The sequence below is a fragment of the Hoeflea algicola genome (assembly GCF_026619415.1).
Lineage (GTDB): Bacteria > Pseudomonadota > Alphaproteobacteria > Rhizobiales > Rhizobiaceae > Hoeflea > Hoeflea algicola.
Window position 1 is genome coordinate 1,643,865 of the sequence record NZ_JAOVZR010000001.1, and the last position, 21,213, is coordinate 1,665,077.

The 21,213-nt window shown below is 60.5% G+C and carries 21 protein-coding genes; 13 read left to right on the top strand and 8 right to left on the bottom strand.

Features of this window, described 5'->3' with window-relative positions; genetic code table 11:
- The first annotated feature begins 14 nt into the window (after positions 1-14).
- From OEG84_RS08065 to OEG84_RS08075, 3 genes are read left to right on the top strand one after another with little or no spacing between them, the layout of a single operon-like run.
- Complete coding sequence (locus OEG84_RS08065; protein WP_267653269.1) at positions 15-407, top strand: hypothetical protein; 393 nt, start codon at positions 15-17, stop codon at positions 405-407.
- A gap of 27 nt (positions 408-434) precedes the next feature.
- Positions 435-644 carry a hypothetical protein gene (locus OEG84_RS08070; RefSeq protein WP_267653270.1) on the top strand — a complete coding sequence of 70 codons (210 nt, stop codon included), beginning with the start codon at positions 435-437 and terminating at the stop codon, positions 642-644.
- Between the two features lie 46 nt (positions 645-690).
- Positions 691-1,206 (top strand): Dps family protein, encoded by a 516-nt coding sequence (locus tag OEG84_RS08075; protein WP_267653271.1) that lies wholly within the window; start codon positions 691-693, stop codon positions 1,204-1,206.
- Positions 1,207-1,292: 86 nt separating this feature from the next.
- Here the strand turns inward: OEG84_RS08075 and OEG84_RS08080 are convergent, their stop codons facing one another.
- The 5 genes from OEG84_RS08080 to pcaQ form a co-directional block, all read right to left on the bottom strand.
- Positions 1,293-2,681: a mechanosensitive ion channel domain-containing protein gene (locus OEG84_RS08080; RefSeq protein ID WP_267653272.1), complete on the bottom strand. Its 1,389-nt coding sequence runs from the start codon at positions 2,679-2,681 to the stop codon at positions 1,293-1,295.
- Positions 2,682-2,796: 115 nt separating this feature from the next.
- Entirely contained in the window at positions 2,797-5,934 is a 3,138-nt protein-coding gene (locus tag OEG84_RS08085) for an efflux RND transporter permease subunit (RefSeq protein ID WP_267653273.1), read from the bottom strand.
- Positions 5,931-7,076 (bottom strand): efflux RND transporter periplasmic adaptor subunit, encoded by a 1,146-nt coding sequence (locus OEG84_RS08090; protein ID WP_267653274.1) that lies wholly within the window; start codon positions 7,074-7,076, stop codon positions 5,931-5,933. Before OEG84_RS08090 ends, OEG84_RS08085 begins: the two co-directional genes overlap by 4 nt.
- A 273-nt stretch (positions 7,077-7,349) precedes the next feature.
- Positions 7,350-8,132: a DeoR/GlpR family DNA-binding transcription regulator gene (locus OEG84_RS08095; protein WP_267653275.1), complete on the bottom strand. Its 783-nt coding sequence runs from the start codon at positions 8,130-8,132 to the stop codon at positions 7,350-7,352.
- A gap of 143 nt (positions 8,133-8,275) precedes the next feature.
- Positions 8,276-9,193, bottom strand: coding sequence for a pca operon transcription factor PcaQ (pcaQ, locus tag OEG84_RS08100; RefSeq protein WP_267653276.1), 918 nt, complete (start codon positions 9,191-9,193; stop codon positions 8,276-8,278).
- Positions 9,194-9,291: 98 nt separating this feature from the next.
- Between pcaQ and pcaC the strand changes: the two genes are divergently transcribed.
- From pcaC to OEG84_RS08150, 10 genes are all read left to right on the top strand, one after another.
- Positions 9,292-9,696: a 4-carboxymuconolactone decarboxylase gene (pcaC, locus tag OEG84_RS08105; protein WP_267653277.1), complete on the top strand. Its 405-nt coding sequence runs from the start codon at positions 9,292-9,294 to the stop codon at positions 9,694-9,696.
- The gene (pcaH, locus tag OEG84_RS08110) at positions 9,693-10,433 is read left to right on the top strand and encodes a protocatechuate 3,4-dioxygenase subunit beta (RefSeq protein ID WP_267653278.1); all 741 of its coding nucleotides are present in this window, start codon (positions 9,693-9,695) and stop codon (positions 10,431-10,433) included. Before pcaC ends, pcaH begins: the two co-directional genes overlap by 4 nt.
- Position 10,434: 1 nt before the next feature.
- Positions 10,435-11,049 (top strand): protocatechuate 3,4-dioxygenase subunit alpha, encoded by a 615-nt coding sequence (pcaG, locus tag OEG84_RS08115; RefSeq protein WP_267653279.1) that lies wholly within the window; start codon positions 10,435-10,437, stop codon positions 11,047-11,049.
- Positions 11,050-11,063: 14 nt separating this feature from the next.
- On the top strand, positions 11,064-11,918 hold the full coding sequence (locus OEG84_RS08120; protein ID WP_267653280.1) for a CoA transferase subunit A: 855 nt from the start codon (positions 11,064-11,066) through the stop codon (positions 11,916-11,918).
- Positions 11,915-12,709, top strand: a complete 795-nt coding sequence (locus tag OEG84_RS08125; protein ID WP_267653281.1) for a CoA-transferase subunit beta — start codon at positions 11,915-11,917, stop codon at positions 12,707-12,709. The genes OEG84_RS08120 and OEG84_RS08125 overlap by 4 nt, the downstream gene beginning before the upstream one ends.
- Positions 12,709-13,914, top strand: a complete 1,206-nt coding sequence (gene pcaF, locus OEG84_RS08130; RefSeq protein WP_267653282.1) for a 3-oxoadipyl-CoA thiolase — start codon at positions 12,709-12,711, stop codon at positions 13,912-13,914. The genes OEG84_RS08125 and pcaF overlap by 1 nt, the downstream gene beginning before the upstream one ends.
- A gap of 1 nt (position 13,915) precedes the next feature.
- Positions 13,916-14,320: a lyase family protein gene (locus OEG84_RS08135; protein WP_267653283.1), complete on the top strand. Its 405-nt coding sequence runs from the start codon at positions 13,916-13,918 to the stop codon at positions 14,318-14,320.
- The gene (locus OEG84_RS08140; RefSeq protein ID WP_267653284.1) at positions 14,313-14,975 is read left to right on the top strand and encodes a lyase family protein; all 663 of its coding nucleotides are present in this window, start codon (positions 14,313-14,315) and stop codon (positions 14,973-14,975) included. Before OEG84_RS08135 ends, OEG84_RS08140 begins: the two co-directional genes overlap by 8 nt.
- Positions 14,976-14,980: 5 nt before the next feature.
- Positions 14,981-16,153 carry a 4-hydroxybenzoate 3-monooxygenase gene (pobA, locus tag OEG84_RS08145; protein ID WP_267656127.1) on the top strand — a complete coding sequence of 391 codons (1,173 nt, stop codon included), beginning with the start codon at positions 14,981-14,983 and terminating at the stop codon, positions 16,151-16,153.
- 90 nt (positions 16,154-16,243) lie between these two features.
- A complete protein-coding gene (locus OEG84_RS08150) occupies positions 16,244-17,572 on the top strand; it encodes a L,D-transpeptidase (RefSeq protein ID WP_267653285.1) in 1,329 nt (442 codons plus the stop codon).
- A gap of 31 nt (positions 17,573-17,603) precedes the next feature.
- On the opposite strand, the gene OEG84_RS08155 is transcribed toward OEG84_RS08150, so the two are convergent.
- The 3 genes from OEG84_RS08155 to glpD all read right to left on the bottom strand — a co-directional run bounded on the left by OEG84_RS08155 (position 17,604) and on the right by glpD (position 21,207).
- Positions 17,604-17,975, bottom strand: coding sequence for a VOC family protein (locus OEG84_RS08155; protein ID WP_267653286.1), 372 nt, complete (start codon positions 17,973-17,975; stop codon positions 17,604-17,606).
- Positions 17,976-18,117: 142 nt separating this feature from the next.
- Positions 18,118-19,611: a glycerol kinase GlpK gene (gene glpK, locus OEG84_RS08160; RefSeq protein ID WP_267653287.1), complete on the bottom strand. Its 1,494-nt coding sequence runs from the start codon at positions 19,609-19,611 to the stop codon at positions 18,118-18,120.
- A gap of 90 nt (positions 19,612-19,701) precedes the next feature.
- Entirely contained in the window at positions 19,702-21,207 is a 1,506-nt protein-coding gene (glpD, locus tag OEG84_RS08165) for a glycerol-3-phosphate dehydrogenase (protein WP_267653288.1), read from the bottom strand.
- Positions 21,208-21,213: the final 6 nt, after the last annotated feature.

Sequence of the window (21,213 nt, forward strand, 5' to 3'; positions counted from 1 at the left end):
CTGCGCTTCCACTCATGAACCTCGTGTCCGGCTTTGCCACGGGCAAAGCCCGTCAAATTCGCCGCGACGCGATGCTGATGGCCTTTGTCGGACTGATGGCTTGGCTGGCCTCCGCCGCCCTTCTTGGCGCGTTCGCAGTATGGATTGCCGAGACCTACGGCTTGATAGCGGGCCTTCTGTCAGCCGCTGGCCTGGCAATTCTACTTGCCGCTTTCGCGCTAATTGTCCGCGCCGTCCTGCGCATGCGCGCACGGCGCCAGCAGCGCCATACGCTGTCGAGCAGCGCCGCCACACTCGGCGTGGTGACGGCCTCAAGCTTGGTCACCCGACACAAGGGCGTGGCGATTGTTGCGGGCCTGGCACTTGGTGCGTTGGCCGCCTACGCCGCGCGTTCAGACGACGACTGAGACCGTTAACAAAAAGGATATTGGCACATGAACAAACCAATCGATCCGATCAGTGTCCGTCAGGCCCGTCAGGGAAAGCCGGTGCTCGCGATTCTGTCGATCAGCCTGGCACTGGCGATCGTCGCCGGCTGGGCGCTCTGGGGCGCCTTCGCTGCCGAGAACGGCAACGGTTACGCCCAGTCCAGCTCGATCATCGTTTCCGGGTCAGCAAATTCCTCATCTCAAGCAGTCAACTAAGCATTTCCATCCCGCATAACGAATTTTTCAAAATAGGAGACTTCCCATGGCAAATTCCGCTCTCGCTAGCCTCACCCCCGAGACAGGCAAGGACAGCATCAATATCGGCCTCAAGGCTGATTACCGTAAATCGATGGCCCAGGATCTTTCCGAAATCCTCGCTGCCACCTATCGTCTGACCATCAAGAGCCATGTCTATCACTGGAACGTTGTCGGCCCGATCTTCAAGCCGATCCATGATCTGACTGAAGCCCATTATAACGCGCTGTTTGCCGATACCGACATTATCGCCGAGCGGATCCGGGCTCTGGGTCACCTTGCCCCAGTCAATTTCGACATGACCAAGTCGTTCGCACCGACCAAGTCGGACGTCAACCAGGCATCCGCTCACGACATGGTCAACGATCTGATCAAGGATCATGAAGAGGCGGTCCGTGACGCCCGCAAGGCCGCAGGCAAGGCCGGCGACAATGACGACGTTGTCACCGAGGATATGCTTACAGCTCGCCTGACCTTCCACGAGAAGGCGTTGTGGATGCTTCGCGCCATAATTTCCGGGTGATCTGACCACTGCTTCTTGGCGGTAACGACATCAGCTGGTCGCCTCACAGGCGACCGGCTTTTGGGTTCATGGCCGGCTGGTTCACTTCATTCAATTGGTCGGTTGTCGCTCAACAAATCTTCCTGGTCGCCGCCGCGAGCCCGGTCCTCGGCCACTTGCCGGCGAACATCCTCGTCCGGCGATACATCGACGACAACCGCAGGCCTCGCTTCCGCAGCCCGCGGTTTCTTGTCATGCGTGGGCCGGGGTTTTTGAGGCTTGTCGTTCTGTGCCGGTGACACGGTATGGCCGATCACCCCTTCCAGTCCATCGATCTTGACCCGGTAAATAGGCTCCGGAAGTGTGAAACCCTGTTCCTCGAGCACAGTCTTGACCGAATTAATGGCTGCACTGCGGGCTTTCTGAAAATCGGTCTCGCGCTGGTCGATCCAGCCATAGAACGCCAGCACGATGTTGGAATCTCCAACCTCGTCGATCCCGGCAGAAGCTTGTGGTTCATTGAGGATGAAGTCGAGCGCTTGCAGTGTCTCGAGTCCGGCGTTCGCCGCATCAATCGGATTGTCATTGGCATCTATGCCGAGCTTGAACGAGAAACGCCGCTGAGGGTTGAGCGTGTAATTCAGGATCACGCCCTTGAACACATCGGCATTGGGAATGCGCAAATGGTTGCCGTCGAGCGTCATCAGGATGGTAGCCCGCGATGTCAGTCGCACGACCACACCCTCGAGATCGTTGATCACCACATGGTCATCGGCCCGGAACGGTTGCCGTAGGCTCAGCATGACGCTGGCGATATAGTTTTCAATCGTATCCTTGACCGCAAAGCCTACCGCCAGGCCAACCAACCCGGCGCCACCAGCTGCAGCACCGAAAAGCGCCATGGCATCAAGAATGCTCAGCGCCAGAAGAATACCGCCCAGGATGCTGACAATACGGATCGATTGCGCAATTAGCCCGGCAATGAACGGGTTTGGCGCCACCCAGCGCCAGAACCGTCCGGCCGAGGCGACCAGATGCCCGAAAAACGTGACCAGAATGAACGCAAGAACCGCCACCGCATAGAGCGGCCACGCCCGAGTGGCGGTCAGAATCGCGTCTTCGGTCTTTTCGAGCAGCGGATTGAGGTTGTCCTCGACACTCAGCGTACGGGCGATTTCATCCTCGACCTCGACCGCACCGTCGATCCGGTGCGCGAGCCTGACCGCGCGTTCGGCCGAGCTTTCATTGGCAACCTTGCCGGAAAGCACGATTACCCCCTTGCGCACCCACACCGTAACGGCGGAAAGGGTATCTATCTCGTCGTAGATGGCTTTTAATCGTTCGCGGATTTCGCGGTCGGTCTGGGTTGTTTCTCCGCGCGAGATCGGCGCGGTGGCTGTGGACTGCGAGGCAACCTGAGCAACAACGCTTGCCTCTGCCCCGAGCAAGCATGCCGCAGCGAGCACCGACAGCACAACGTATTTCACCAGCTTCATAGGCTTCCCCGATAGTCGTCAGCGCGAGAGGACTACATAGCCCGAAATCGCGTTGTTGGCGATGTGCGACGCCAACCGCGCAGCACCAGCATACTGTGTTGTTGACTTTGTCGCTCTATTCGGCGGCTTCGGGGGAAGCCTTTGCAGACCCGCGGCCAAACCCGAGACGCGCCTTCACCCGTTGCCACCAGGCGGTGACCTTGCTGTCTTTCGAGCGTGTCACGATCATCAGCAGGGACGGCGTCACCACCAGCGTCAGCACCGTGGAAAACGCCAGTCCGAAGACGATCGCGCTCGACAGCGAAACCCACCATTGTGTCGACGGCGCTCCATAGGTGGTTTCATGGCCCATCAATTCGAGATTGAACCCGAACGCAATTGGCAACACGCCGAGGATCGCCGTCACCGCCGTCAGCACCACAGGACGGGCACGTTCGCGGCAGGTTTCAAGGATGGCGTCGAGCTTGTCGAGGCCTTCGCGCCTGAGATGGTCATAGGTATCGATCAACACGATGTTGTTGTTGACCACCACGCCGGCGAGCGCGATGACGCCGATCCCGGTCATGACGATACCAAAGGGCTGCCCCATGATGATCAGCCCCAGGAACACACCGATGGTCGACATCACCACCGCCGACAGCACCAGAGCCACCGACAGGAAGCGGTTGAATTGCGCCAACAGCACCACAAAGATCAGGAAGATCGCAGCGCCGAAGGCCTTGGAGAGAAACGCGCCGGCAGCCTTCTGCTCTTCATCCTCTCCGGCCAATTTCCAGCGAACGCCCAAATCCTCCAGCTTGGCCTTTTCCAGCTCCGCGACAATGCCCTGTCGCAGCGGATCGGCCTGAATGCCTTCCTTGATACCGGCCTGCACGGTGATTGTGCGCACGGCGTCAATCCGGTTCAGCGTGCCGACGCTGGGCGCCGGTTCTCGGGTGACGAAATTGGAAATGGGCACTGATCCTTGAGCCGTCTCGATCCTCAGATCGTCCAGTGTCGACAGGGTGCGTCGATCTTCCGGCAGCCTCAGTCTGATATCCACCGCATCGTCGGCACCAGCAGGACGGTAATCGGTCAGCTTCAACCCGGAGGTGACAAGCTGCACCACGGTGCCCACCGCCGACGGACCGATGCCATAACGCGCAGCAACCGACCGGTCGACCTTGATCTCCCAGTCGACGCCGGGCGGCGGCAAGCCGTCAGAAACATCGATCACGCCCGGTGTCTGCTTCAGTTGCGCAGCAACCTTGCGCGCCACATCGGGTAAGCCCGACGGATCAACAGCCGACAGCTGGATCTGGATCGCCTTGCCGGTCGGCGGTCCGCCTTGAGGTACGAGAACCTCGATATCGACACCCGGGAACCCGGTGAGTTCACGGCGGAAGTCATCGAGGATCTCCCCCGCCGGTTTGCGCTCGCGCCAGTCGACGAATTCATACTGAATAACGCCAACCACATCCTCGGCAACATCAGCACCGCCGCCGCCGACCCTGCCGACGCGGGTGTAAACGCTGGTCAGCCCCGGCCAATCGAGCATCCGCTTTTCGACCATCCGCACGGCGGCATCTTTTTCCTCAAGCGAAAGATTGCCGCGAGCATGCACATACAAGAGCCCGTATTCCGGCTCGACATTGGGGAAGAATTCGACCCCATTGCCGTATTTCGTGTAGGCTAATGGAACAGCCACGAGCGCTGTCAGCGTGAAGAACACAACAATGAACGGGTGCCTCACCGCGCGCGCCACGAAGCGCATATACAGCCCGTCGCGCTTGGGGCCGTCCTCGATTGTCGGCTTGGCGAACATCGCCCCCAATGTCGGGGTAAACACAAGCGCATAGAGCATCGACGCCGATAGCGTCGCAATCAGTGTGATCGGCATGTATTTCATGAACTCGCCGACGACGCCGGGCCAGAACAGCAATGGCGAAAACGCCGCCACCCGTGTCAGCGTTGCGGCCACCACCGGTCCGGTCATGCGCCGGGCCGCCAGTGAAAACGCCTCGCGCCGATGCATGCCTTCGGTCATCCGTCGTTCGGCAAATTCGGTAACGATGATCGCGTCGTCGACCAGCATGCCGACGGCCAGGATCAGGCTGAACAGCACCACGATATTGACGGTCATCCCGGCCAGCGACAGCCCCAGAATACCCATCAGGAACGAAGCCGGGATGGCAAAGCCAATCAACAGCGACGCCCTGCCAGACAACGCATACAGGATGACGATGAACACCAGGATCACCGCCGTGAGCACCGAGTTCTGCAGATCGCCGAGCAATTGCCGGATCGATGTCGACTTGTCCTGGCTGAAACCGATGACCGCGCCTTCCGGCAGCAGCGCTTCAAACTCGGTCGCCACTGCCTTTACCGCATCCACGGTTTCCACCAAGTTGGCGCCTGTGCGCTTGGACACTTCGATGGCGATTGCCGGCCGGCCGTCGAGCCGGGTAACGGTTTCAGCATCCTTGAAGGTCGCGCGGATGGTCGCCAGATCCTGTGCCCGCACAACCGCGTTGGGACCAGCGATGATCGGCAGGTTGGCGACATCTTCAACGGTCTCGATCAACAGCGGAACCTTGACCGCGTAGCGACCCTCGTCGCCTTCCATGGCACCGGCCGCCACCACCGAGTTGGACGCATTGACGCCGGCAATCAGCTGATCAAGCTTGAGGCCATAGGATGACAGCTTGACCGGGTCGATGATCACCTCGACGAGATCGTCACGCGCGCCCTGCAATGACGCTTCGAGCACGCCGGTGACTTCCTCGATCCGGTCGCGCAACTCACGCGCCGCACGGGTCAGCGCGCGTTCGGGTACATCACCCGACAGCGTCACCACCAGAACCGGGAACTCGGAAATGTTGACCTCGTTGACCGTCGGCTCATCGGCGCCCTGGGGAAGATCCGGCTTGGCGTCGGAAACCTTGTTGCGCACATCATCAAGCGCCTTGGCCAAGTCTGCGCCTGCCATGAACTCGATGATGACATTGCCGCCGCCCTGATAGGCAGTGGAGCGCATCTCCTTGATCCCGGTGATGTTCTTCAGCCGCGTTTCCATCGGCCTAAGCAGCAGTCGTTCGGCATCCTCAGGCGAAATCCCCTGGTAGCTCAGGCTCACATAGATGATCGGGATCTTGACGTCCGGCTCGGCTTCCTTGGGAATCGAGATATAGGCCATCGTCCCCGAAACGACGAGGAAGAACAGCACCGCGATGGTCAACCGCGCATTGCGGATGGCGATATCGACGAAATTCATCGGGCAGATCCTGCAGGCTTGCCGCCAACGCGGGCAACAAGGTCTCCTTCGGCGGGAACCGAGTTGACAGTCTCACCCTCACTGACCAGATCCTGGCCAGCGACGATGACCTTGGCATCGAGCGGCACGCCGCCGAGCACCAGCCCTTCAGGGGAATCGTCGATCAGGTCGATCGGCACGAAACCCACCGTGTTGTCGGCATTGAGAATGCGCAAGCCCAGATTGCCGGCGGCATCGAGCGTGACCACCGAACGCGGCAGCCGCACCGCGGTGACTGCTTCCGACTTGATCATGATTTCAGCGGTCATGCCGGCAGGAACCCGGTTGTCGGGGTTGGAGATGGCGACTTCAATCGGAAAGGTTCGCGTTCCGGACGTTGCTTCCATGCTTACATGGCGCACAGAACCGGAAACGACATCACCGCTGATCAAACGCACATCAGCTTCGCTGCCAACACTGACCTGGGCAATGTCGCGCTCGCTGACTTCCCCCAGCGCCAGCACCGGGTCGAGTTGCAACAAAACGGCCACCGGCTCGCCCGATGGCATCCAGCCGCCTTCTTCCACCATCACCTTATCGATCACCCCGGAAAACGGCGCCACGACGGTCAGCCGGTCCATATCTGCCTGAGCCGTTTCAAGCTGGGACCGTGCCGCAGCCAGCGCCGAGCGCGCAGTGTCGCTCTGTGTTGCCGGTACGATCCCGTTCTTGACCAGCCGCTCGACATTTTCGGCTTCCTTCTGGCGTTGATCCAGCAGCGCCCTGGCGGTTGCCACCAGCGACGCCTTCTCGGCGCCATCGAGCACCAGCACGACATCGCCGGCCTTGATCAGATCGCCCTTCTTGATTTTCAGATCACCGAGAATTCCGGCACTGCGGGTGGCAAGCGTCGTCCGCTTGTCCGGTGCAGTGACGCCAGAAATCCGGATGATACGGTTGTGTTGGATGAATTCCGGCTGCATCACCGCAACAGTCCGCAACACCTTTTCCGGCTCCGGGGCAACCGTCTCCATCTTTTTCGGTTGCTCGGCCTCATCCTGTGTCGCGCTTCCGATTGATGCAAACTCGCCGGTCAACACCCAGGCCGCGGATGCCGCAAGAACCACAAATGCGGCCACGGTATGAAATTTCGGCATCGCCATTAGGAATCCGCCTTTGAAAGAAAACAATGCGGTCGGCCTGAAAGATCGAAGAAGCACCGAAGCTACCGGTACAGGCGCAATCAAAGGGCCCTGCGCACATCTAAAGTTCGCAGTATATAGTCAAAGGACTGCGACATAAAAAGGACATGCGTGCGTATTTGTTTGGTCTTGTTCGCTTCACACGGCTACGTGTCTTCACAGCAACATATTTAAAACTTTAAATACCCACTTGTCACAGCCTGGGGCAGAGACCCCATTACGGCCTGAGATCATTCAGTTTCCGCTCGCGGACAAATTTGCGGTTTCGATCAGTTCAACATCAAATTCTCGGCAGATATCGCGAACCGCGTCTTCCGGGCAAAAGTCGGTGACAAAGGTGTCGACCTGCTCGAGATGGCCAATCCGCACCGGTGCAGTGCGCTCGAACTTGGTCGAATCCGCCACCAGGATCACCTGTCTCGCATTGGCGATAATGGCCTGGGCAACCTTGACCTCCCGAAAATCATAATCGAGCAGCGCGCCGTCATGATCGATCGCCGAGGTGCCGATGACCGCGAAATCGACCTTGAACTGGCGAATGAAATCGACTGCCGCCTCCCCGACAATACCACCATCGGAGGCCCGCACCACGCCACCGGCGATCACCACTTCGAACTGCGGAAACGGCCGCATCCGGTTGGCAACATTGATGTTATTGGTGATGATCATCAGCCGGCCGTGTTGCAGCAATGCCTGGCTGACGGCTTCGGTGGTGGTACCGATATTGATGAACAACGAAGCATGATCGGGAATCAGCGCCGCCGCCGCGGCCCCGATCGCCTGTTTTTCGTCGGCGGCAATCTTGCCGCGCTGCTCGTATTCCATGTTTTGCGTGCCCGACGGGATCACCGCCCCGCCATGGATCCGGGTCAGCAATTGCCGCTCGCACAAATCATTGAGATCTTTTCGGATCGTCTGCGGCGTGACGGCAAACCGGGTGGCCAGATCGTCAACCAAAACCCTGCCCTCCACTTTCGCGAGATCAATGATTTCGGCATGGCGTGGGGCAAGATACATGGGGCAGAAAGTCCGGATGATGCGTGTTTCGCAAACATTCTAAAACGAAAGAAACGAACTTCACAATAGAACCGATCGAAAGAATATGTCGATCACAGCGACTGGTACCGGCAATCCGAGGAAGTCGCCGCGACCAAACGCAGTCAGGTCTGCAGGGTACGCCGCCGCAAAATGTCGGCAAAAAACACCGCCGCATCATGGGGGCGGTCGGCCTCCCGGGTGATCAACCCGACGGCGCCCAGCGTCGAACCGGTATCAATCGGCAGTTCGAGGAATTCTCCCGACGCGATTTCCGCCGCCACCACCCCGCGCGAGATGATCCAGATCGCATCGCAGGTGCGGAGAAATGCCCTGCCGAAACTGTCCGACACGGTCTCGATCGGCTGCATCGGCCGGGCCATGCCCTGTTCGACCATCACCCGCTCGACAAATGGATGGATGATCGAGCCCGGTTGCGGGACCAATACCGGATGATGCGCCAGAATGTCGGCAGCCACCTGCCTTTGACCGGCCAGCGGGTGGTGCTTCGAGACGATGAATGCCACCCGGTCGCGGTACAGTGGTTCGAAACTCAAGGCCGTCATCAGTTCGGGCGCCGGCATTCGCCCCATCACCAGATCGAGGTCGCCCTTGCGCAGATGATCGAGCAACACCCGGTTCTCGCCGGTGATCACCCGCAGCGGGCTTTTAAGACCCGAAGCCAGGAATTCCACCACCGCGCCGGGCATCACCGTGGCCGACACCGTTGGTAACGCGCCGATCCGCACTGGCGGGCCTGAACTGGTGGCGACATTGGCGAGCGCCGCAATTCCGCCACGCACCGCGGCCAGCCCGGCACCCGCATGCGACAGGAACACCTCGCCCTGGTGTGACAGCCGGATGCCGCGGCCCTCACGTTCGATCAGCGTCGCCCCGACAATTTCCTCAAGTTCACGGATGGTCCGCGAGACCGCGGGCTGGGTCAGCGACAAGGTGATGGCCGCGCGCCCGACACTTTTTTGCCTTGCCACTTCGACAAAGGCTTCCAGATGTCGGATCTTGATACGTCGCGATATTTTCATATCAATTCCGAAATGATTTACGGGCATAAAAATCATTATTCATTTCCATTCCACTATGTAAATCTTAAAAGAAGACGGAAGCCCATCGGGAGGACCAGATGGCCGATAGCGAAAACATGATGTCGCCGGGCGAGCGGACACGCCGCGGCGTTCTCGGCGATGCCCATGTCGATAAAGCCCAGGCAGCAACCACCGAATTTGACGCGCCCTTTCAGGACCTGATCAGCACCAGCGCCTGGGAAAAGGTCTGGTCGCGCCCCCAATGGAACCGGCGCGAACGCTCGATGGTCACCATCGCGTTGCTCGCAGCTCTTGGCCACGAGGAAGAACTGGCGATGCACATCCGCGCCACCGCCAACACCGGCGCCAGCGAAAGCGATATCCGTGAAGCTCTGCTACATGTGGCAATCTATGCAGGCGTGCCAGCCGCCAACACCGCGATCCGCATCGCCAAACACACCCTGAGCGAGATGAATGCTGCCAAGGCAGGAGACCAGCCATGAGTTCCAACCGGGCCCCGATCGCGAGCTTTTTTCCAAGAGACCGGCAATGGCACCCCAAGCCTCTCGATCCGGGCTACAAATCCTCGGTGTTACGGGCGCCGTCGCGACCGCTTGTGGCCGTCGCCAACAGCCTGTCGGAAACCACCGGCCCGGCCTTTGGCCACGACATCATCGGCGCGCTCGATAATGATCTCATCCTGAACTTCGCCAAGCCCGGCATGAGTGCGGTCGGCGAACGCATCATCGTCGAGGGTCGGGTGCTTGATGAACGCGGACTACCGGTGCCAAACGTTCTGCTCGAATTCTGGCAGGCCAACGCCGGTGGCCGTTACCGCCACAAGAAGGACGGCTATCTCGCTGCCCTTGACCCCAATTTCGGCGGTTGCGGTCGCACCATTTCAGATGACGATGGGACCTATGCCTTCCGCACCATCCGTCCCGGCCCCTATCCATGGCCCAATGGTCCCAACGACTGGCGTCCGGCCCATATCCATTTCTCGGTATTCGGCCAGGGCTTTGCCCAGCGACTGATCACCCAGATGTATTTCGAAGGCGACCCGCTAATTCCACGCTGTCCGATTGTCCGCACCATCAACGATCCCCGCGCCATCGACCAGCTCACCGCCCGGCTCGACATGAATGCATCGGTGCCGATGGATGCGCTCACCTACCGCTTCGATATCATCCTGCGCGGCAGTCGCTCGACGCTGTTCGAAAACCGCATGGAGGGCAACTGACATGCCGATCCCAAATGATTTTCCGCTGCATCCTTTCAAGGAATCGCCGTCGCAAACCGCGGGGCCCTATGTCCATATCGGCCTGACGCCGAATTTTTGCGGCATTACCGGCGTTTATGACGCAGACCTCGGCATCGGCATGGTCAATGACCAGACCAAAGGCGAGCGAATCACGCTCGAGATCTGTGTCATCGATGGGGGCGGCACACCGCTCAGGGACGCGCTGGTGGAAGTCTGGCAGGCCGATGCCGAAGGCCTTTACAACGCCCGCAACGAACCGCGTGGCGAGGCCGACCCGAATTTCACCGGCTGGGGTCGCGTCGCCGCCGATGGGGAAACCGGCATTGTCCGGTTTGAGACCATCAAGCCAGGCCCGGTCCCCTTTGCCGATGGCCGCCTGCAGGCCCCGCACATCAATGTCTGGATTGTTGCCCGCGGCATCAATCTCGGGCTCAGCACCCGGATCTATTTCGAAGACGCCGCTGACGACCCGGTGCTGTCACGCATGGATATTCAGGACCGCAAGGCAACTTTGATTGCCCGCGGCGGCGACGGCAAATACCGCCATGACATCCATCTGCAAGGGCCGCAGGAAACCGTGTTTTTCGATTTATGAGAGCGAAATAGGCCATGGCACAATTCATGACGCTGCCCCAAGCGGTGGCTGAAAACCTGAACGCCGGGGACACCGCCGCCTTCGAGGGGTTCACCCATCTGATACCGCACGCGAGCGCGCATGAAGTCATCCGCCAGGGCACCAAGGATCTCGCCCTCGTGCGCATGACCCCCGACCTGATCTATGACCAACTGATCGGAATGGGCGCCGTGCGAAAGCTGATCTTCTCCTATGCCGGCAACCCCGGTGTAGGACTGCTCAGACGCTTGCGCGATTCCGTTGAGAACGGCTGGCCCAACCGGATCGAGATCGAGGAACACTCCCACGCGGCCATGGCCAACGCCTATGAGGCAGGCGCCGCAGGCCTGCCTTTTGCCATGTTCCGCGGCTACCTCGGCGCCGAATTGGCCCAGGTCAATCCCAACATCCGCTCCGTGACCTGCCCGTTTACCGGCGAAAAACTGGCCGCGGTTCCGGCGATCCGCCCGGATGTCACCTTCATTCATGCCCAAAAGGCTGACCGGAAAGGCAATGTGCTGATTGAAGGGATTGTCGGCGTTCAAAAAGAAGCCGTTCTCGCAGCCAAGCGCTCGGTGGTCACGGTTGAAGAGATCGTTGACGACCTTTGGACCCACCCCAATGCCTGTGTCCTGCCCGGCTGGGCTGTCACCGCAATCTGCCTGGTACCGGGCGGAGCTCATCCGTCTTACGCCCATGGCTACTACCCTCGCGACAACGCCAGCTACATTGCCTGGGACAAGATCGCTGCCGATCGCGACACGTTTCTGGCCTGGATGAAAGACAACGTTCTCGACTCAACGCCCGAGGATTTTGCCGAGCGCATCACTCACCTGAGGGCCGCGGCATGAGTGTAACCGACTTCACCCCTGACGAAATGATGACGATTACCGCTGCCCGGGCACTGAAAAACACCGATGTCTGCTTCGTCGGTATCGGCGCGCCATCCGCTGCCTGCAACATCGCCCGCCTCACCCACGCGCCAGATGTGACGCTGATTTATGAAAGCGGAACCATCGGCACCGCACCCACGGTGCTGCCGTTGTCGATCGGCGACGGCGAACTCTGCGACACTGCCGTCACAACCGTTTCGGTGCCCGAGATGTTCCGCTACTGGCTACAGGGTGGTCGGGTCACCGTCGGCTTTCTCGGCGCCGCCCAGATTGATCGTTTCGGCAATATCAACACCACCGTCATCGGCGACTACGACCGCCCCAAGACCCGGCTTCCCGGCGGCGGTGGCGCACCGGAAATAGCCTCATCCTGTGGCGAAATCTTCATTACCCTGAAGCAGTCAAAACGCGCCATGGTCGACAAAATCGACTTTTTCACCAGTTTCGGCCATGGCAACGGCGGAGATCATCGCCAGCGGCTCGGAATCACCACCAAGGGCCCGACGCTGATGGTCACCGACCTTGCAGTATGGAAACCGGATCCCGAAACCCGTGAATTTACCGTGGTGTCATTGCATCCCGGCGTAACCCGCGAGATGGTGCAGGCCGAATGCGGCTGGACTGTCCGCTTCGCCACGAAGGTCATACAAACATCCAGACCGACCAGCACCGAATTGTCGACGCTGCGCGATCTAAAGGCACGCACAAAAGCCGCTCATTCCGGCACCAAAAATGGAGAAGCCAGCTGATGGCCGACGCTTTCATCTGCGATTATATCCGCACCCCGATTGGCCGCTTTGGCGGCGCTCTCGCTGGTGTGCGCACCGACGATCTCGGCGCAATCCCGATCCGGGCGCTGGTTGACCGCAATCCCAACGTCGACTGGGACGCGGTTGACGAGGTCTATTATGGCTGTGCCAACCAGGCCGGCGAAGACAACCGCAATGTTGCACGCATGGCGACCCTGCTTGCCGGCTTGCCGGTCTCGGTTCCCGGCACCACGCTGAACCGGCTTTGCGGGTCGGGCATGGACGCCATTCTCGCCGCTGCACGGATGATCCGCTCCGACGAGGCCGATCTGGTGATCGCTGGCGGTGTTGAAAGCATGTCGCGGGCGCCGTTCGTCATGCCCAAGGCCGAGACCGCGTTTTCGCGCAAGGCGGAAATCCACGACACCACCATCGGCTGGCGTTTCGTCAACCCGTTGCTCAAATCCCAGTACGGCATCGATTCCATGCCCGAGACCGGGGAAAACGTGGCCGAGGATTATACTGTGAGCCGCGCCGATCAGGACGCGTTTGCGCTGCGCAGCCAGACCAGAGCCGGCAAGGCCCAGGCGTCGGGCCGGCTTGCGCAGGAAATCGTGCAGGTGGAAATTCCGCGCCGCAAGGACGATCCGATCGTTGTCGATATCGACGAACACCCCCGCCCCCAGACAACGGCCGAGCAACTGGCCAAGCTGCCAACCCCGTTCCGCGCTGGTGGCACTGTAACCGCCGGCAATGCTTCGGGTGTCAATGATGGTGCGGCGGCTCTGATCATCGCTAGCGAAAAGGCCGCCCGCGCCCACGGGCTGACGCCTATTGCTCGCATTCTTGGCGGCGCCACCGCCGGCGTCGAGCCGAGGATCATGGGCATCGGCCCGGCGCCCGCCACTCGCAAACTCTGCGCCCGTCTCGGCCTCAAGCCCACCGATTTCGGCGTGATCGAGCTCAACGAAGCTTTTGCAAGCCAGGGCATTGCGGTGCTGCGCGAACTTGGTCTCGAGATTGACGCCGACCACATCAACCCCAACGGCGGCGCCATCGCGCTGGGCCATCCGCTCGGCATGTCCGGCGCCCGCATTGCCGGCACGGCGGCGCTGGAACTTGGCATTCGCAAGGAAAAACTGGCGCTGGCAACCATGTGCATCGGCGTGGGCCAGGGCATCGCCATCGCGCTGGAACGGGTCTGAGATGACGATGGGCGGACAGGGCTGGGTTGCCGGGCTGATCGGCGATGAACAGATCGCCAGCCAGTTCGGTGATACCGCCCAGTTTGCCAGTTTTGCCCGTTTCGAGCAGGCGCTGATTGCCGGACTGGCTGAAGCGGGCAGGATTGAACAATCAGATTCATCCCGGCTGATAAGCCAGATCGGGAGCTTCGAGCCCGACCGGGAGAAAATTGCGCTAGCCTCCGTCCGCGATGGCGTGCCGATCCCCGATTATGTGCGTCAGTTGCGCGCCCATGTCTCGGGGACTGGAAGCGATCTGATCCACCACGGCGCCACCAGCCAGGATCTGCTCGACACTGCAACCGTCGAGGCGCTGGCGCGAGATCACCGATCTTCTGTCGGCAAGGCTCGACACGCTGTTGAGTGACCTCGCTGTGCTTGAGGCCCGCGACGGCGCCAACACGCTCAGGGCTATCACCCGCATGCAGCCAGCACTTGATTTTCAAGCCGGCGACCGTCTTGCTGGGTGGCGGCGCCCCCTCGAACAGTTGCGCGACCGCCTGCCGGATCTGCGCCACCAGACCGAAATTCTCCAGTTTGGCGGGGCCGTCGGCAATCTGCAGGCGCTTGGCGCCGACGCGGAAACCGTTGCCAGTACCGTGGCGCGCAAACTCGGGCTGCGCTGGCCCGGATATGGCTGGCATTCAGCGCGCGGTCCCCTTGTTCATTATGCCGGCTGGCTCTGCGAATTGTCCGGCGCGCTTGGCAAAATCGGCCAGGATATCGCGCTGATGGCGTTGCGCGGCGAGAGCGACATACATCTTTCGGGCGGCGGCGCATCCTCGGCGATGCCGCACAAGCACAATCCAATTGCGGCCGAACGGCTGGTGGCTCTGGCCCGCTTCGCCGCCACCCAGATCTCAGCCATGCATCAGGCACAAATCCACGAGATGGAACGCTCCGGCGCCGCCTGGATGCTCGAATGGATGGTGCTGCCGCAAATCTGCGAAGCCACCGGTGCTGGACTTGTTGCCGCCTCCGGCCTGCTTCAGTCTATTCAACGTCTGGGCACACCGTCATGAAAACCATCTCTACCCAAGTCTGCATCATCGGCGCCGGGCCTTCCGGGTTACTGCTCGGGCAATTGCTGCATGATGCCGGGATTGACGCCATCATCCTCGAACGCGCGACCCTTGAGCATGTGCTGGAGCGTGTGCGGGCCGGCGTGCTCGAACAGGGAACCGTGGAACTGCTGGAACGCGCAGGCGTCGGCGAACGCATGCATGCCGAGGGTCTGGTGCATGAAGGTTTCGCAATCACCCGCGAAGACGAGGTCCACCACATCGATCTTTCCAGCCTAACCGAAGGCAAGACGGTGATGGTCTATGGCCAGACCGAAGTGACCCACGATCTGGTCGAGCGCCGCGCACAAACCGGCGCACTCAGCCACTACCAGGTTGAAGCGGTCGATCCGCAAGATTTTGACACCGACCACCCGCATGTCACCTGCCGGATTGGCGGCGAGAATATCCGGATCAATTGCCGTTTCATTGCCGGCTGCGATGGTTTTCACGGCGCCAGCCGCCGAGCCGTGCCCGAAAGCGCGATCCGCACCTTCGAGAAGATATATCCGTTCGGCTGGCTCGGCATCCTTGCCGATGTACCGCCGGCCAGCGATGAGCTTATTTATGCCAGCCATTCGCGTGGTTTTGCGTTGTGCTCGATGCGTTCGCACAGCCGCAGCCGCTATTATATCCAGTGCAACGCCGGCGACAGCATCGAGGCTTGGTCGGACGACCAGTTCTGGGACGAGTTGCGCCGCCGCCTGCCCGCTGAAATGGCCGAAGCGGTCACCACCGGGCCGTCGTTTGAAAAATCGATCGCACCACTACGCTCGTTCGTGGCCGAGCCGATGCGGTTCGGTAGCCTGTTCCTGGTCGGCGACGCCGCCCATATCGTCCCGCCCACCGGCGCCAAGGGGCTCAATCTTGCCGCCTCCGACGTGCATTACCTGTTCGAAGGGCTGCGGGCGCATTTTCTCGAACGCGAAGATACCCTACTCGATGCCTATTCGCAGCGGGCGCTGGCGCGGGCATGGCGCGCGGTGCGCTTCTCCTGGTGGATGACCACAATGCTACACCGGTTTCCTGACAACGCACCATTTGAGAACCGGATTCTGGAAACTGAACTCGCCTATACGCTTGAATCACAGGCGGCCAAGACCGCCTTGGCCGAAAACTATGTCGGCCTGCCTTACTGAAGCCCGTTTCGCAAAGTTTGTTCAGCTTGCATTCACCATGAATCGGTGATGATCGTCTCATCATCGACACACGAAACGCAGGTTGTAGCCATGCTTACCCGTTCGAAAACCCGCTTCGCCGCTGTCCTGTTGTCCCTCGGCGTACTTTCTGCCCCGCAGGCCTTCGCCGCAGGTGAACCGATGGTGCTGGTGACAACCGACGGGCAATTGATGCAAGACATTCCCGAAGCCGGGACGGTCCGCATCGTCATCGATAATCAGGGACGCCGTCTAGTCATCGACCGCTGGAACGAAGTGATCGGTTTCGAAATCCCGACCTGGCAGTACCAGCAGACCGAGCCGCGCGGCGAGCGCCGCCGGCATCAGCGACGCCAGTTTGACCGCTTCCCCGAGCAACCGCTGCCGCCCCGTGACGATTATGCCACGACCGAACCGCAAGCCAGCATCGAACGGCGCGACCTAAACCCGACGACCTCCTCGGTGCGGGAACAGCGCGATGAAGAATTCAGGGCTCCCGATGTCAGCGCCGAACCGGCGCCGATTACCACGCCGAAGGCCGCAGCAACACCGAAGCTGACCAAGGCGCAGGTCGCAGCCCTTCAGGTCTATCTTGACCGCAACGGCGTTTCACCGGGCGTGATCGACGGCCGCATGGGCTCCAATGTCCAGAAGGCGCTCAATTCCTGGTATGAAATCTCAGGTGAGCGGATTGACCCTGCCAAGACCGACGAAATCGTCACCCGGCTGGCAAACAGCGGCGGGCTGGCCTTCACCACCTACACCATTTCCGCCGAGGATGCCGCCGGTCCCTTCATCGCCTCGGTACCGAGCGATTATGCCGAAAAAGCCAAGCTCGAGCGTCTCGCTTTCACCTCGACGCTGGAGATGCTTGCCGAGCGCTTCCACATGGACGAGGACTTTCTCACAGAACTCAATCCCGGCGTCGATTTCACCCGCCCCGGTGTCCAGATCAAGGTGGTGGCCACCGGTGAAAAGAACACCGCCACCATCACCCGCATCGTTGCTGACAAGGGCAACAAGCAGGTGCGCGGTTATGATGCCCAGGGCAAGCTGGTTGCCGCCTACCCGGCCACCATCGGCTCGACCGCAACGCCGTCTCCAACCGGTACCTATAACGTCGAGCGGGTGGTTCGAAACCCCGGCTACACCTACAACCCGAAGATCAATTTCAAGCAGGGCGATAATGACAAGGTGCTGGAAGTTCCGCCCGGCCCGAATGGCCCGGTCGGCTCGGTCTGGATCGCCCTGTCCAAGCCCACCTACGGTATTCACGGCACCCCGGAACCCTCCAAGATCGGCAAGACCAGTTCCAACGGCTGTGTCCGGCTAACCAATTGGGACGCCGAAGAACTGACCGGCATGGTCGCCCCTGGCGTGATCGTCAGCTTCATCGAATAGGGTCGGGCGTGAGCGCCGTTCCGATCTGTCGTTACCTGTGCTGATCGATCAGGATCGGATTGCCGTCCGGATCCACAATCATGAAACTGGCCGGCCCGCTGGTGGTTTCATCCGCCTCGGCTTCAAAGACAACATCCTTGGCTTTGAGTTGTTGCTGCAGTTCGCGCACATCGGTGAACGCATCAAGCGGCTGGGCACTCGTGCTCCAGCCGGGATTGAAGGTCAGGATGTTTTTCTCAAACATGCCCTGGAACAATCCGATGACACAATCGCCGTTGGTCAGGATCAGCCAGCCCTGATCGGCTTCGCCGCCTGTAGCCTCGAACCCGAGCTTCTCATAAAACGCCCTGGATAAAACCAGATCCTTCACCGCAAGACTGACGGAAAATGCGCCAAGCTGCATGGGGCTACTCCCTGTTTCCGTTTCCGGTCCGCCAGTGACCATGACAGTGACTGCGGCGAACAGGCGTGATGGGCGGAAATTCTACAGCAATTTCGGCGCAGTCCAAGCCACTCCATCTGGCGCTCTGTTTATCCAGAGTGGATCAGTTCGCGCTCAGCGTCCGCCGCACCGCGTCGCGCCAGCCCTTCAGCTTGGCATTGCGGGTCTTGTCGTCCATCTCAGGCCTGAAGGTGGTGTCGCGCGCCCAGGCCTTGGCAAAAGCCTTCTGCTTGGGCCAGACACCGGCGCGCTGGCCGGCAAGCCAGGCTGCGCCCAGCGCCGTGGTTTCAAGTATTTTTGGCCGGTCCACCGGCGCATCGAGAATATCGGCCAGCCGCTGCATGGTCCAGTCTGACGCCACCATGCCGCCATCCACGCGCAGCACCGTGTCGGCTTCTGAGCTCTTCCAGTCCTTGTGCATGGCATCAAGTAGGTCACGTGTCTGGTAACAGACCGCCTCCAGCGCCGCGCGTGCAAATTCCGCAGGCCCAGTGTTCCGGGTCATGCCGTAGATCGCACCGCGCGCCTCGGCGTCCCAATGCGGCGCGCCGAGCCCGGTAAACGCCGGCACCAGATAGACATCCTGCGTCGGATCGGCTTCTGCCGCCAGATCACCGCTGTGTTCGGCCTTCTTGATCACCTTGATGCCGTCGCGCAGCCATTGCACAGCGGCGCCAGCGATGAAGATCGAGCCTTCCAGCGCATAGGTGACCTTGCCGTCCAGCCGGTAGGCGACGGTGGTCAGCAGCCGGTTTTTCGATCGCACCATGTCCTCGCCTGTGTTGAGCAGTGCGAAACATCCCGTTCCATAAGTTGATTTCAGCATGCCCGGCTCGAAGCAGGCCTGGCCGATGGTCGCCGCCTGCTGGTCGCCGGCCACGCCAAGGATCGGGATTTCCGCCCCGAACAGCTTCTTGTCGGTAACGCCGAAGTCAGCCGCGCAATCCTTCACTTCCGGCAGCATGTCGGCCGGAATCCGCAGGATCTTGAGCAGTTCATCATCCCATTCCTGCGTGGCAATGTTGAACATCAACGTGCGCGAGGCGTTAGTGGCGTCGGTGGCAAACGACTTGCCGCCCGTCAGTCGCCAGATCAGGAAGGTGTCGATCGTGCCGAAACACAGTTCGCCCCGTGCCGCCCTGGCCCGCGTGCCTTTGACATTGGCCAGCATCCACGAAAGTTTGGTACCGGAAAAATACGGATCGAGCAGCAATCCGGTCTTGCGGGTAAATGTCTTTTCAAGGTCCTGGCGCTTGAGTTTTTCGCAATAGGAGGCGGTGCGTCGGTCCTGCCAGACAATCGCATTGTGGATCGGCTTGCCGCTCTCGCGTTCCCACACCACCACGGTCTCGCGTTGGTTGGTAATGCCGATTGCCGAAATGTCCGACGCCTCAATGCCTGCCTTTTTCAAGGCCTGCTTGACCGTCAGCAGCACGGTTTTCCAGATTTCCTCGGGATCGTGCTCGACCCAGCCCGATTGCGGGTAGTATTGGGTAAATTCCTTCTGGCCGACACCAGCGATCCGCATCTCGCCATCAAACACGATGGCGCGGCTCGACGTGGTGCCCTGATCGATCGCCAGAATGTAACCGCTCATGCTGTCCTCCCAAGAATTCCCGCAGGTCGCTTGTTCCGGCATTTGATCCGGATTCGCCAGCCAGCGAAAGGCCCCCGCCTTTCAGCGATGTCAGGCCGCGCGCTTTTGCGCCATATAAGCTTCAAGTGCGTCCACCTGCGCTGGCTCGAGCCGAAGCCCGCGCTTGGTTCTCCGCCAGAGCACATCAGCGGCTTCCATCGCCCATTCATGCGCCATCAGATAATCGATCTCGGCTGTATAGAGACCGTAGCCAAAATCTTCACCCAGATCCGCCATCGAACTCGCCCTGCCCAGCAACAGCCGCGCCTTGGTGCCGTACTGGCGCACATAACGCCGTGCCTGCATGGCCTCGAGGAACGCATAATCAGCGTGAAGCCGTGCAACCTCTCCCTCGAAATCACCCGCTGGAAAATCGCCACCGGGCAAGGCGGCGCGATGGGTCCAGGGCGCAGACTTCTTGCCGAGCCGCGCCTCAATCAGTTCCAGCATGGATTCCGCCAGTTTGCGGTAGGTGGTGATCTTGCCGCCAAAGATGTTGAGCAGAGCGGCGCCCTCGTCCGGGTCCGCCTTCAGCACATAATCGCGCGTGGCTTCCTGCGCAGCACTCGCGCCATCATCATAGAGTGGCCGCACACCGGAATAGGTCCAGACGATGGTCGACCGCTCCACCGGTTTTTCGAAATACTCGCTTGCCGCTGCGCACAAATAGTCGATTTCACCGTCGGTGATCTTCACGTTTTTCGGATCACCGGTATAATCCCGGTCGGTGGTGCCGATCAGGGTGAAATCTTCCTCATAGGGCAGCGCGAAGATGATCCGACCGTCGCCATTCTGGAAGATATAGGCGCGGTCGTGACCGTGCAGCTTCGGCACCACAATATGGCTGCCCTGGACCAGCCGCACATTATGCGCGTCGTTACGCCCGATAACGCCCGACAGGATCCGGTCGACCCATGGTCCGCCGGCATTGACGATCAACCGCGCATGGACGACTTCGCGCGCACTGGTGGCGCGATCGGCGATGGTAACTTCCCAGACACCATCCTTGCGTTCTGCGCCGACAACTTCGGTACGGGTACGAATGTCGGCGCCCCTGTCAGCGGCGTCGCGGGCATTGAGCACCACCAGCCGGGCGTCGTTGACCCAGCAGTCGGAATATTCGAACCCCTTAGAGAACAAGGGTTTGAGCGGTTTGCCGACAGGCGACGTCTTCAGATCGACGGTCTTGGTGCCGGGCAGCAATTTGCGGGTGCCGATATGGTCGTACAGAAACAGCCCGAGCCTGAGCAGCCAGGCTGGCCGCATCTCCTTGTGGTGCGGCAGCACGAAGCGCAACGGCCAGATGATGTGTGGTGCATTCGACAACAGCACTTCGCGTTCGCTCAGCGCCTCGCGCACCAGCCGGAACTCGTAATATTCGAGATAGCGGAAACCACCATGGATCAGTTTGGACGACCAGGACGACGTGCCCGATGCGAGGTCATTCATTTCGGCGAGAAACACCGAATATCCGCGCCCAACCGCATCACGGGCGATACCGCAACCATTGATGCCCCCCCCGATGACGAAAACATCATAGAGTTTGTCATGTGCCATTGGGCT

What these genes read in the sequence shown, in the direction of transcription:
- OEG84_RS08065 (WP_267653269.1), top strand. Translation starts at nt 15, where the DNA reads ATGAACCTCGTGTCCGGCTTTGCCACGGGCAAAGCCCGTCAAATTCGC.
- OEG84_RS08070 (WP_267653270.1), top strand. Translation starts at nt 435, where the DNA reads ATGAACAAACCAATCGATCCGATCAGTGTCCGTCAGGCCCGTCAGGGA.
- OEG84_RS08075 (WP_267653271.1), top strand. Translation starts at nt 691, where the DNA reads ATGGCAAATTCCGCTCTCGCTAGCCTCACCCCCGAGACAGGCAAGGAC.
- OEG84_RS08080 (WP_267653272.1), bottom strand. Translation starts at nt 2,681, where the DNA reads ATGAAGCTGGTGAAATACGTTGTGCTGTCGGTGCTCGCTGCGGCATGC.
- OEG84_RS08085 (WP_267653273.1), bottom strand. Translation starts at nt 5,934, where the DNA reads ATGAATTTCGTCGATATCGCCATCCGCAATGCGCGGTTGACCATCGCG.
- OEG84_RS08090 (WP_267653274.1), bottom strand. Translation starts at nt 7,076, where the DNA reads ATGGCGATGCCGAAATTTCATACCGTGGCCGCATTTGTGGTTCTTGCG.
- OEG84_RS08095 (WP_267653275.1), bottom strand. Translation starts at nt 8,132, where the DNA reads ATGTATCTTGCCCCACGCCATGCCGAAATCATTGATCTCGCGAAAGTG.
- pcaQ (WP_267653276.1), bottom strand. Translation starts at nt 9,193, where the DNA reads ATGAAAATATCGCGACGTATCAAGATCCGACATCTGGAAGCCTTTGTC.
- pcaC (WP_267653277.1), top strand. Translation starts at nt 9,292, where the DNA reads ATGGCCGATAGCGAAAACATGATGTCGCCGGGCGAGCGGACACGCCGC.
- pcaH (WP_267653278.1), top strand. Translation starts at nt 9,693, where the DNA reads ATGAGTTCCAACCGGGCCCCGATCGCGAGCTTTTTTCCAAGAGACCGG.
- pcaG (WP_267653279.1), top strand. Translation starts at nt 10,435, where the DNA reads ATGCCGATCCCAAATGATTTTCCGCTGCATCCTTTCAAGGAATCGCCG.
- OEG84_RS08120 (WP_267653280.1), top strand. Translation starts at nt 11,064, where the DNA reads ATGGCACAATTCATGACGCTGCCCCAAGCGGTGGCTGAAAACCTGAAC.
- OEG84_RS08125 (WP_267653281.1), top strand. Translation starts at nt 11,915, where the DNA reads ATGAGTGTAACCGACTTCACCCCTGACGAAATGATGACGATTACCGCT.
- pcaF (WP_267653282.1), top strand. Translation starts at nt 12,709, where the DNA reads ATGGCCGACGCTTTCATCTGCGATTATATCCGCACCCCGATTGGCCGC.
- OEG84_RS08135 (WP_267653283.1), top strand. Translation starts at nt 13,916, where the DNA reads ATGACGATGGGCGGACAGGGCTGGGTTGCCGGGCTGATCGGCGATGAA.
- OEG84_RS08150 (WP_267653285.1), top strand. Translation starts at nt 16,244, where the DNA reads ATGCTTACCCGTTCGAAAACCCGCTTCGCCGCTGTCCTGTTGTCCCTC.
- OEG84_RS08155 (WP_267653286.1), bottom strand. Translation starts at nt 17,975, where the DNA reads ATGCAGCTTGGCGCATTTTCCGTCAGTCTTGCGGTGAAGGATCTGGTT.
- glpK (WP_267653287.1), bottom strand. Translation starts at nt 19,611, where the DNA reads ATGAGCGGTTACATTCTGGCGATCGATCAGGGCACCACGTCGAGCCGC.
- glpD (WP_267653288.1), bottom strand. Translation starts at nt 21,207, where the DNA reads ATGGCACATGACAAACTCTATGATGTTTTCGTCATCGGGGGGGGCATC.